Annotated in this window: 8 protein-coding genes; 1 reads left to right on the top strand and 7 read right to left on the bottom strand. The window is 67.8% G+C overall.

All coding sequences use genetic code 11. From position 1 onward, the window contains the following. Window positions 1–129: 129 nt before the first annotated feature. The 6 genes from treZ to xylA all read right to left on the bottom strand — a co-directional run bounded on the left by treZ (window position 130) and on the right by xylA (window position 10,075). Window positions 130–1,932, bottom strand: a complete 1,803-nt coding sequence (treZ, locus tag AADH62_RS04460; protein ID WP_228177386.1) for a malto-oligosyltrehalose trehalohydrolase — start codon at window positions 1,930–1,932, stop codon at window positions 130–132. Next, the gene (treY, locus tag AADH62_RS04455; RefSeq protein WP_341578438.1) at window positions 1,929–4,397 is read right to left on the bottom strand and encodes a malto-oligosyltrehalose synthase; all 2,469 of its coding nucleotides are present in this window, start codon (window positions 4,395–4,397) and stop codon (window positions 1,929–1,931) included. Before treY ends, treZ begins: the two co-directional genes overlap by 4 nt. 2 nt (window positions 4,398–4,399) lie before the next feature. Further along, on the bottom strand, window positions 4,400–6,610 hold the full coding sequence (gene glgX, locus AADH62_RS04450; protein ID WP_341578437.1) for a glycogen debranching protein GlgX: 2,211 nt from the start codon (window positions 6,608–6,610) through the stop codon (window positions 4,400–4,402). Window positions 6,611–6,707: 97 nt separating this feature from the next. Further along, the gene (locus AADH62_RS04445; RefSeq protein WP_292727800.1) at window positions 6,708–7,430 is read right to left on the bottom strand and encodes a GTP pyrophosphokinase; all 723 of its coding nucleotides are present in this window, start codon (window positions 7,428–7,430) and stop codon (window positions 6,708–6,710) included. Window positions 7,431–7,551: 121 nt separating this feature from the next. Beyond that, entirely contained in the window at window positions 7,552–8,886 is a 1,335-nt protein-coding gene (xylB, locus tag AADH62_RS04440; protein WP_425355643.1) for a xylulokinase, read from the bottom strand. 1 nt (window position 8,887) lies between these two features. Next, on the bottom strand, window positions 8,888–10,075 hold the full coding sequence (gene xylA / locus AADH62_RS04435; protein WP_341578435.1) for a xylose isomerase: 1,188 nt from the start codon (window positions 10,073–10,075) through the stop codon (window positions 8,888–8,890). A gap of 91 nt (window positions 10,076–10,166) precedes the next feature. Between xylA and AADH62_RS04430 the strand changes: the two genes are divergently transcribed. After that, window positions 10,167–11,363, top strand: a complete 1,197-nt coding sequence (locus AADH62_RS04430; protein ID WP_341578434.1) for an ROK family transcriptional regulator — start codon at window positions 10,167–10,169, stop codon at window positions 11,361–11,363. Here AADH62_RS04430 and AADH62_RS04425 read toward each other — a convergent pair. Beyond that, the gene (locus AADH62_RS04425; RefSeq protein ID WP_228177393.1) at window positions 11,317–11,706 is read right to left on the bottom strand and encodes a response regulator transcription factor; all 390 of its coding nucleotides are present in this window, start codon (window positions 11,704–11,706) and stop codon (window positions 11,317–11,319) included. The genes AADH62_RS04430 and AADH62_RS04425 overlap by 47 nt on opposite strands. Between the last annotated feature and the right edge of the window lie 92 nt (window positions 11,707–11,798).

Genomic DNA, 11,798 nt, shown 5'->3' with positions numbered 1-11,798 from the left:
CGGGCTCGGGTCAGGGGCAACCACCGGCACGAACCCACACTCTTCTGCGCGAACCCACACGATCCGCACGCAGAAACGTGTGGGCTCGCACCCAAACCTGTGGGTTCGGCGCTCGGTTCGGAGCTCGGGTCAGGGGCGAGCGGGGGCGACGATCGCGGCGGAGTCGGGGGCGAGGGTGATTACGGATGCCGCGCCCGACGGGTCGGGGCCGGATGCCGCGGTGATGACGGGCTCGACCTCACCCCCTCCCGCGCTCAGCAGGATGACGGCATCCGGCGCCACGGCGAAGGTGTGCGACGACCCGGTGAGATTCACGAGGACCGATAGCTCACCGCGCTGGAGCACGAACCACCGCGCCCGCGGATCATCGCTGTCGGCACCACTCCCCGAAAGCGCATCGCAGTCCGCGAAGGCGGGATCTGTCAGCTCGGGCCGCGCGCGACGCACCGCGGCGAGGTCGCGATACAGCTGCAGCAGCCGCGCGTGGTCGACCCCCACCTCCGGTGAGGTGGCTGCCTCTGCCCAGTCCAGCTTCGAGCGGTGGAAGGTCTCGGGATCCTGCGGGTCGGGGACGATCGCCGGGTCCCAGCCCATTTTCTCGAACTCCTCGATGCGACCCTTTGCGGTAGCTTCCCTCAGCTCGGGCTCCGGGTGCGAGGTGAAGAACTGCCACGGCGTGGATGCTCCCCATTCCTCGCCCATGAACAGCATCGGCGTTCCGGGCGTAGTCAGTGTCAAGACCGCTGCGACGGCAAGCCGGTCGGTGGAGAGGGACTGGCTGAGCCTGTCGCCGGCGGCGCGATTACCGATCTGATCATGGTCTTGGCCGAAGGTCACCAGCCGCCAGGTGGGAACCGTCGGTGGGATCGGGAAGCCGTGGTCCCGCCCCCGGAACGACGAGTAGGTGCCGTTGTGGAAGAACCCTTCGGTCCAGACCTTGGGGAAGGCGCCCAGCGCGCCGAAGTCCTCGTAGTACCCCACGGTCTCGCCGCTGACTGCGACATGGAGCGCGTGGTGGTAGTCATCGCTCCACTGTGCGGTGAGACCGTACCCGCCGGCTTCCCGCGGCAGGATCAGAGTCGGGTCGTTCAGATCGGACTCCGCGATGAGCGTCAGCGGCCGACCCTGGTGCGCCGAGAGGGCATCGGCGGCCTCGGCGAGCTCCTGCAGGATGTGGGTCGGGCTCTCATCACGGAGGGCATGCACGGCATCCAGCCGCAGCCCGTCGACGTGGTAATCGCGCAGCCACATGAGGGAGTTCTGGATGATGAACTCGCGCACCTCGCGCGCGTCGAGGTTGACCGACAGTCCCCACGTGTTGCGCGCCGCATCACGCAGGTACGGGCCGAACTCGGGCAGATAGTTCCCGCTGGGGCCGAGGTGGTTATAGACGACGTCCTGGATGACGGCCAGCCCCGCGGCGTGCGCGGCATCCACGAACCGCTGATAGGCGGCGGGGCCGCCGTAGGCCTCATGGACCGTGTACCAGAGCACGCCGTCGTAGCCCCAGTTCCAGACGCCGTTGAACCCGTTGACCGGCAGCAGCTCGACGTGCGTGACCCCGAGCGAGATCAGGTGATCGAACCGCTCGATGGCGGCATCCAGGGTGCCTTCGGGAGTGAAGGTTCCGACGTGCATCTCGTAGATCAGGCCGCCGGCCAACTGACGTCCGGTCCACGAGCCGTCGGTCCACGCGAAGGCTTCGGCGTCGAAGAACGCCGATGCTTCGTGCACTCCCCGGGGCTGACGCCGCGACCGCGGATCGGGGCGCAGCGCGTCGCCGTCCCCGAGGACGAACCCGTACTCGTCACCATCAGCAAGCTCAACGTCTGCCGTCCACCATCCGCGCTCACGCACGGTCATCTCCGCGTCGGCATGGCCGGGTCGACGCATCCGTACCCGCTCCGCTCGGGGAGCCCAGACCTCGATCATGCTTCCTCCGCTTCTCTGGAACCCGAGACACCAGAGCCTGTGTGAGAAACCCCGTCACGTGCGGTGTCTCGACGCTTCTCGGGTGTCTGACGTGTCAGGAGCGCGACAGGAAGCGCGCTCAGCACCTCGCCCAGGGGCACGTCTCCGCCGGGATAGGCCCGGCCCGTGAGCGCATCGGTCCAGGTTCCGCCCGGAATCAGCATCCGGGTGTCGCCCCAGCCGCCCCCCGCCACCAGGCCCACGGGCAGCCGGGTGACGACGGCGATCGCCCCACCCCGGTCGAAAGCTATCGCGTGCCCGGACGCCGAACCCAGCACCTCGACGGGCAGATAGCGCGTGAACAGCTCGGGCCGGTCGCGCCGCAACCGCAGCGCGCGCGAGGTTACCAGCAGCTTCGCTGCCCCCGAAGCGTCGATGGCGGGAACGTTCCCCTCGGACTCGCCACGGTCGAGCTCGGCGAGCATCGCCGCGCGCTTCGCGAAGTCGACAGCGCGACGGTTGTCGGGGTCCACCAGAGAGGTCTCCCACAACTCCGACCCCTGGTAAACGTCGGGAACTCCGGGCCCAGCCACCTGCACGAGCTTCGCAGACAGCGAGTTACTCCACCCCGGCTGCGCGATCTCGGCGACGAAAGCCTCGACCAGTTCCCTGGCTTCACCGTACGCAGCGTCGACGACGGCGTGCATCCGGCGCTCGAAGTCGGCATCGGGATTCCACCAGGTCGTTGCCTCTGCCGCTTCCCGTGCTGCCTTCTCGGCGTAGGCGTGCAGGCGCTCAGGAGTGGCGGGCCACGATCCGATGATCGCCTGCCACAGCAGGGCGTCGAACGGCCCGTGTCCCGTCGAGGCGATTCCTCGCAACTGTTCGAGCACGTTCGCCCAGCGATGCGGGATCTCGGCGAGCACCGAGAGGCGCGCCCTCACGTCCTCCCCGCGCTTCGTGTCGTGCGTCGACAGGGACGTCATCGATGTCGGCCGCTGTGCCTGCCTGCGGGCAAACGCCTCGTGGAGCCCCGCGACCGATAGCGAGAACACCGACGGATCCCCGCCGACCTCGGTGAGGGTGCCCAGGCGCGTGGCCCGGTAGAACGCGGTGTCTTCGACGCCCTTGGCCATAACAGGGCCCGTCGTCTGCTGGAAGCGGCGGGCCACCTCGAGCGCCGGGTCGGCCACGAACGGCGAGAGCGTATCGATCGCCGCGGCCAGGTCGGGGCGGCGAGCGGATGCCTCGGCCAGGGCTTCATCGAGTGCCTCCCGCCCGGCGGGGAGGTAGGAGCGGTAGACGGGGAAGCAGGCGAGGATCTCAGCCAGGGCATCGGCGGCATCCGGAGCAGCGAGCACCACGTGCTCGGGCAGACATCGCACGAGTCGGGCGATCTCGCTGCCCTGGATCGTGTCCGCGATCATCCGCTTGGTGTCGTGGATGAGATCGGGCCAGGGTTGCGCCGGCCGCAGGCCGGTCGCGCGGCGCAGCCGCTCGTCGAGGGCGTCAAGGGCACCCTCACCGTCAGGGTCGATGAGGACGCGGTCGATCTCGGCCATGGCGTCGTACCCGGTCGTGCCGTCGGTGTCCCACCAGGCCGGCAGCAACTCAGGATGCTCCGTCGCGCTGTGCTCGAGGATCTTCTCGACCAGCGTGTACCGGCGGCCGGTGAGCGAGCCGAGCCGTTCGAGATAGCCGCCGGGGTCGACAAGCCCGTCGGGGTGATCGATGCGCAGGCCATCGGCCAGCCCCTCCCGGAACCACCGCGCCACCTCTTCGTGGGCCTCGTCGAAGACCACCGGGTCTTCGACGCGCACTCCCGCCAGGGTCGAGACCGCGAAAAAGCGCCGGTAGTTCAGCTCGGATGCCTCGAGCTGCCAGAACATCAGCTCGAAGTGCTGTCGAGCGAGCACCTGGCGGACGGCATCCGGGTACGACGTCGCTTCCGCCGGCGCGGTCCCCTCCGCGAGCGGGAACTCGTGGTCGAAGTAGCGCACCGTGCCGTGGGGCGCGAGCGCCGTCGGCGCCGGATCCACCCGGATCTCCATCGCATCGATGATCTCGTCGGCGTCCGACCCGAGGACCGGCACTCGCACCTTTCCGCCGCCGAACTCCCAATCGATGTCGAACGCTGCGGCGTACCGCGAGTCGCGACCACGCAGCAGCACGTCCCACCACCACGGGTTCTCGGCGGGCACCGCGATCCCCATGTGGTTGGGAACCGTGTCGATGAGAATGCCGAGGCCCGCGGCGCGCGCGGCAGCGGCGAAGCGTTCGAGTCCCTCCGCCCCGCCGCGGGCGGGGTCTACGCGGGTCGGGTCGACGACGTCGTATCCGTGATCGGAGCCGGAAGTCGACTGCAGCAGCGGGGAAAGATAGGCCCAACCGACGCCGAGGTCGCGCAGGTACCCGGTGACGGCGGCTGCGGCATCCAGGTCGAACGCGGCGCGGACCTGCAGGCGGTACGTCGACTCAGGATGCATCGCTACCTCGACAGTTCTTCCTTGGGGGCCGCTCCCGGGACCTCGTCGATCGAGACAGTTCCGGTGGCCAGGGAGGCTGCGACGAACCTGTCGACCTCGACCTCTTCCTCGACGTGTTCACACAGCACGACCACCGACTTGGCAGCGAGGTCCACTGCCGCGCCCGGATGGACCGGCTCGGTGTTGGCGAGCGTCCCGGCGGTGTCGACCAGAACGTCCCAGTTGGGGCTGAATTCGACATCCGGGAGCGTGAACTCGACCGGCTCGCCGCCGGCGTTGAAGAGCACGAGGAAGTGCAGATCGGTGATCGGCTCGCCACGGCGGTCGCGCTCACGGATGCCGTTCCCATTGAGGAACACGCCGATCGAGCGTCCGAATCCAGAGTCCCAGTCTTCCGGCTGCATCTGCGTGCCGTCCGGCCGCAGCCACACGATGTCGGGGATGCGCTCCACTTCTTCGCGGCGGACGGGACGCCCGTCGAAGAAGCGGCGACGCCGGAACGTGGGGTGATCGCGGCGCAGGCGGGCCAGTGCCGACGTGAAATCGATCAGACTCGCGTCGACGTTCTCCCAGTCGATCCAGGTGATCTCGTTGTCCTGGGCGTAACCGTTGTTGTTGCCGCCCTGCGTGCGCCCGAGCTCGTCGCCGTGCAGCAGCATGGGCACACCCTGCGACAGCAGCAGCGTCGCAATGAAGTTGCGCTGCATCCGCTCCCGCAGTTCGTTGACCTGCGGGTCGTCGGTGGGACCTTCGACCCCGAAGTTCATCGACCGGTTGTCATCAGCGCCGTCGCGCCCGTCCTCACCGTTGGCCTCGTTGTGCTTCTGCTCATACGAGACGAGGTCGCGCAGCGTGAACCCGTCGTGAGCTGTGACGAAGTTGATGGATGCCACCGGCCAGCGCCCGGAGTGCGCGTACAGGTCGCTGGATCCGGTCAGCCGCGAGGCGAACTCTCCGAGGGCCTGCGGCTCACCCCGCCAGAAATCGCGGACGGTGTCGCGGTACTTACCGTTCCACTCCGTCCATTGCGGCGGGAAGTTCCCGACCTGATAGCCGCCGGGACCGACATCCCAGGGCTCGGCGATGAGCTTGACCTGACTGACCACGGGATCTTGCTGGACGAGTTCGAAGAACGTGGCGAGTCGATCGACGTCGTAGAACTCGCGGGCGAGGGTCGCAGCGAGGTCGAAGCGGAAGCCGTCGACGTGCATCTCGAGCACCCAGTACCGCAGCGAGTCCATGATCAGCTGCAGTGCGTGCGGGTTGCCGACGTTCAGGCTGTTGCCCGTGCCGGTGTAGTCGGTGTAGTACCGCTTATCGTCATCCTCGAGGCGGTAATACGCCTCGTTATCGATGCCGCGGAAGGAGAGTGTGGGACCCAGGTGGTTGCCCTCTGCGGTGTGGTTGTAGACGACATCCAGGATGACCTCGATACCGGCTTCGTGCAGGGCGCGCACCATGCCCTTGAACTCCTGCACCTGCTGCCCCCGCTGCCCCGACGAGGAGTAGGTGTTCTGCGGCGCGAGGAAGGCGATCGTGTTGTAACCCCAGTAGTTGGAGAGGCCCTTCTCTTCCAGCATCGAGTCGTTGATGAACTGGTGCACCGGCAGCAGCTCGATCGCCGTGACCCCGAGCCGCTTGAGGTGCTCGATGATCAGCGGGTGCGCGATGGCGCTGTAGGTGCCGCGGATCTCATCCGGAATGTCAGGATGCCGCATCGTCAGCCCCTTGACGTGGGCCTCGTAGATGAAGGATTCCGAGTACGGGATTCGCGGCGGCCGGTCACCGCCCCAGTCGAAGAAGGGATTGATGACAACGCCCTTCATCATGTCGGCGGCGGAGTCGTCGTCGTTGCGCGAGTCGGGGTCGCCGAAGGTATAACCGAACACCGACTGGCCCCAGTTCACCTGCCCGTCGACAGCTTTCGCGTAGGGGTCAAGGAGCAGCTTGTTGGGGTTGAACCGCTTGCCGGATGTCGGGTCGTACTCGCCGTGGACGCGGTACCCGTAGCGCTGCCCCGGTGCGATGTTGGGGAGGTACGCGTGCCACACGTACGCATCGACCTCGAGCATGTCGACGCGTGTCTCCCGACCGCGCTCGCCGAACAGGCACAGCTCGACTCGGTCAGCGCCCTCACTGAAGAGGGCGAAGTTGGTTCCGTTCCCATCGAAGGTCGCACCCAACGGATACGCCGACCCTGGCCATGTCTGCACGGCACCCCTTCCTGGTGGGATTCCACCCTAGTCGAGCAGGGTTTCCCGGTGGGGGTGGTTGCTACCGGGAGCTCAGCCCTGCTAGAGCGGCGGAAGATCAGACCTCGAGAGTTCGCGGTGGAGCCGGACGGATGCCGTGCACCTGACGGTGCAGGCGCTGCATCCGTTCGTCGAGTTCTGCGGCGCTTGCCGCGGCATCCTTCAGCTCCGCAAGCAGAGTCTCGGGTACCTGGCGGTCGAACTTGTAGTAGATCTTGTGCTCGAGGCTCGCCCAGAAATCCATCGCGATCGTGCGGAACTGGACTTCGACCGGCACGTCGACGCGGCCGGTCGAGAGGAATACGGGAACCCGCACGATCGCGTGCAGGCTCTTGTAGCCATTGGGTTTCGGATCGGCGATGTAATCCTTCACCGAGTGCACCTCGATGTCGTCCTGCTGGGTGAGCAGGTCGAACAGGCGGTACGTATCTGCCACGAAACTGCAGGTGACCCGGATGCCCGCGATGTCGGTGATGTGCGCTCGGATCGAGTCGAAGTCCCCGTCGATGCCCTTGCGACCGACCTTGGCGACGAGACTGTCGGCGGATTTCACGCGGCTGGAGATGTGCTCGATCGGGTTGTAATCGTGCAGTTGCAAAAACTCGTCGCGCAGGATCTCGACCTTCGTCTCGATTTCCTTCAGGCCGAACTGGTAGGGCAACAAGAAGCGCTGCACCTCGTCGCGGGCGGCCCTCAACTGCGAGAGCGAGACAGTCACCTCATCGGAAGCCGGGTGCGAAAGCTGCGAGGTCGCGGGGTGCATGGCCGACGCGTGACTCATGCCGCCAACCTACGGACCGCGGGTACGAGATCGCTGTGAGTCCGGCAGCCGAGCGCGACCCCATCCCCGCCCGCACGGGGCTGCACCGTGCAGTCTCGCGGGCACGGACGGGAGGGGGAGATCAGTCCAGGACGGACGCAGCCTGACGAGCGGCGCCGAGCGCCACGTACTCACCGGGCGACGGAACCTCCACGGGCATCCCGAACACCGCCGGGGCGATCTCGCGAACTGCTTCGGACTGAGCGCCGCCACCGATCAGTACCGCGCGGCGAAGCGGCACATCGAGAGCGCGCAGGGCGTCCAGGCCAGCGCCGAGCCCAGACAGCATGCCTTCGACGGCGGCGCGGGCCAGGTTTTCGCGTGTTGTCGAGGCGAGGGTCATGCCGGTGAGGGCAGCTGTCGCATCCGGCAGATTGGGCGTGCGCTCCCCCTCGAAGTACGGGAGGAGGGTCAGGCCCGCGGCTCCCGGCTCGGCGGCCAGCGCTAGCCGGCTGAGGCCATCGTGGTCGACGGAGAGCAACGCCGCGATCGTGTCGAGCACCCGCGCCGCGTTGAGGGTCGCGACAAGCGGCAGGAAATGCCCGTCGGCATCCGCGAACCCGGCAACAGTTCCGGTGGGGTCGATCGTCCAGTGCTCACTCACGGCGAAGACGGTTCCGCTCGTTCCGATCGAGATGACGACATCGCCGGGGCCGGCACCGACCCCGAGCGCGGCGCCGGCGTTATCCCCAGCGCCGGACGCGACACGCCTGCCGTCGCGATCTGCCACCCACTCCCGCGGACCGAGCACCCGGGGGAGCGCGGCGTCATGGCCGAGCGCGGCGGCCAGCAGATCGCGGTCGTAGCCGTCGGCCACGACCTTCCCTGCCGCGTCCGCACGCCAGGCATCCGGCGACCAGTACCCGGTGCCCGAGGCATCCGACCGATCCGTGACGAGTTCTTCGAGCACGGGACCGCGAGCAGACTCGCCGCGAGGACCGTAGCCTCGCAGCCGCCACGTCAGCCAATCGTGCGGGAGTGCGACTGCCGCCACTCGGGCTGCGTTCTCGGGTTCGTGATCGCGCAGCCACCGGAGCTTCGTGATGGTGAACGAGGCGACCGGCACGAGACCCGTGCGCCGAGCAAGGTCCTCAGCACCGAATTCGGCGATGAGATCGGTCGCCGCCCCGGCGGACCGGGTGTCGTTCCACAGCAGCGCGGGACGGATGACGCGACCATCGGCATCCAGCACCACCATGCCGTGCTGCTGACCCCCGATCGACCAGGCAGCCACATCATCGAGGCCGCCGGCTGCCGAGATCGCCTCCTGCAGCGCTGACCACCACGCGGCGGGGTCCACCTCGGTACCCGCCGGGTGGGCGGCGCGGCCTTCGCGGATGACCGCGCCGGTCTCGGCATCCGTCATGACGACCTTGCACGACTGGGTCGACGAATCGACCCCCATCACCAGTGTCACGTCAGCGGGCGCCCATCAGGTGCTCGGTGGCCAGCTGCTGCAGACGCACGAAGCCGAAGCCCTTGCCGCCGAAGTACTGCGACGGGTCGAAATCCTCGTAGGCCGAACGGTCAGCGAGCAGGTCGTCGTATGACTCGCCGTCGCCGAGGGTGGTCACCGAGAGTTCGGGGACGCGGGAGGCGGCGAGCGCCTCCTGCACCTCGGGGTCGGCGCGGAAGGCCTGCGCCCGTTCCTTGAGGAGCAGGTAGGTGCGCATGTTGGCCGCAGCGGAATCCCACACGCCGGACTCGTCCTCGGTGCGGCTCGGCTTGTAGTCGAAGTGGCGAGGGCCCTCGTACGCGGGTCCGCCGTTCGGGCCGCCGTTTTCGAGCAGGTCCACGAGGGCGAACGCGTTGTGCAGGTCGCCGTGACCGAAGACGAGGTCCTGGTCGTACTTGATGCCCCGCTGGCCGTTGAGATCGATGTGGTACAGCTTGCCGTGGTACAGCGCCTGCGCGATTCCGGCGGCGAAGTTCAGGCCCGCCATCTGCTCGTGACCGACCTCAGGGTTCAGCCCCACGAGCTCGGGACGCTCGAGCGACTCGATGAACGCGAGGGCGTGCCCGACGGTCGGCAGCAGGATGTCACCGCGGGGCTCGTTGGGCTTGGGCTCGATAGCGAAGCGGATGTCGTAACCCTTGTCGGTCACGTAGTCACCGAGCAGGTTGACTGCCTCGCGGTAGCGCTCGAGGGCCGCGCGGATGTCTTTCGCGGCGTCGTACTCGGCGCCTTCACGCCCGCCCCACATCACGAAGGTCTTGGCGCCGAGCTCGGCTGCCAGGTCGAGGTTGCGCAGCACCTTGCGCAGGGCGAAGCGGCGCACCTGCCGGTCGTTGGACGTGAAGCCGCCGTCCTTGAAGACGGGGGCAGAGAAGAGGTTCGTCGTCACCATCGGGACGATCAGGCCCGTGTCTGCGAGGACACCCTTCAGGCGGTCGATCTGGTTCTGACGTTCGGCATCCGTCGATCCGAAGGCGAACAGGTCCTCGTCGTGGAAAGTGAGGCCGTAGGCGCCGAGCTCGGCGAGCTTCTCGACGGCGTGGACGACGTCAAGCGCTGGCCGGGTGGGTCCACCGAACGGATCTGCCCCGTTGTAGCCGATGGTCCAGAGGCCGAAGGAGAACTTGTCGGCGGGGGTGGGGGTGGGCATGACTGCTCCTTTGCACGAGGCACGCGGATAATTGTTGCGAGCAACAACCTATACCACGACGGATGCCTCCGCTATCCCCTACAGTGAACGCATGCTCGAGCCGGGAACCGACAGCGTCAGGACCCGCAATCTCGCTCGCATTCTCGGGCAGGTCCACCTCGAAGGCCCCCGGTCGCGGGCAGCTCTGACCCTCGCGACGGGACTCAACCGTTCGACGATCGCCGATCTCGTTGCCGAACTGTGCACGGCGGGCCTCGTGACAGAGACCGCCCCCGATCCCTCTCGGCGCGTCGGCCGCCCGTCGCCGATCGTCGCCGCCGATCCCCGGATCGTCGCGATCGCCGTGAACCCCGAGGTGGATGCCGTGACGATCGCGGCGGTAGCCCTCGACCAATCGATCGCCGCCCGGCTCCGGATCGAGCGCACCGAACTCGTCACTCCCGGCGAGACTGCGGCTCTCGTGGCCGACACGGTCGCTGCGTGGCAGGAGACCGCACTCGCAGGGCGCCGCATCGTCGGCATCGGGATCGCGGTTCCCGGGCTCGTCCGCGCGCGGGACGGCCTGGTGCGCACCGCCCCCCACCTCGAATGGCACGATGCACCGATCCGGGAACTCGTCGCCGACGCGACCGGGCTGCCCACGGCCGTCGACAACGACGCGACCCTCGGAGCCGTCGCCGAGCACCTCTACGGCGCGGCGCGGGGACTAGACCACGTCGTCTATCTCAACGGTGGCGCCAGCGGCATCGGTGGCGGTCTGATTGTTCACGGGATGCCGGTGCGAGGGGTTTCCGGCTACGCCGGTGAGTTCGGTCAGAACCGTCCCGGCATCGCCAGCACGGCCGATCAGCAAGCTCCCGAGGGCGTCCTCGAGGACGAAGTCAGCCGCTCACGGCTTCTGCGGGCAGTCGGCCTGACGAGCGCCGACGACCCGACGTTGGCTGCTGTGCTGTCGACATCCGATGACCCCAGCGTCGCCGCCGAGACCGACAGGCAACGACGGATTCTCGCGACAGCGCTGGCGAACGCCGTCAACGTCCTGAACCCTCGCGCGATCGTGCTCGGCGGCTTCCTCGCGATGCTCACGGAGGGGGCCACGGATCAGCTCACCGATCTCGTACGCGCGCAGTCGATGCCCGCGAACGCCGAGGACGTCGACATCCGCGCCGCGGTCCTGGCCGATGACAGGCTCCTGATCGGCGCCGCCGAGGCGGCGTTCGCTGGCCTGCTGGCAGATCCGCTCAGCCGGCTTCCGGAGCGGCCTGGTCCTCTGGAAGAAGCGCGCTGACCGCGCTCAGCAACTCCGCCTTCGTGAAGGGTTTGGTCACGACAGCAGAGAAACCTTGCGCGCACGCGTAATCGTGTTCGGCGGGGTCTGAGCGGGCCGTGAGCAGCAGCAGGGGCATCGCGGCGAGTGCGGCATCCGCCCGCACCGCCTGCGCGACGCCGATGCCGTCGAGACCCGGCATCATCCAGTCGACAACGGCAAGGTCCGGCTTCGACGATTGGATCGCCCCGAGTCCGGAGGTGCCGTCGTAGTATTCGTCAACATCGTGGCCAGCACGAGCGAGACGGATCGCGACGAGCCGGACGATGTCCGCGTCGTCATCGATGACGATGATGCGCGCCACGCGACCCTCCCTTCGGCAAAAGTCTGCTTCAGGCCTGCGAAAGCCCCTGCTGTGAGCCATGCTAGTCCGAAGGGGTGGGCAGGTCAGAAGGG

Source organism: Microbacterium schleiferi, assembly GCF_038150145.1.
GTDB lineage: Bacteria > Actinomycetota > Actinomycetes > Actinomycetales > Microbacteriaceae > Microbacterium > Microbacterium schleiferi_B.
Note: the sequence above shows the minus strand (reverse complement) of the source record. Positions and strands in the feature narration are given on the sequence as shown.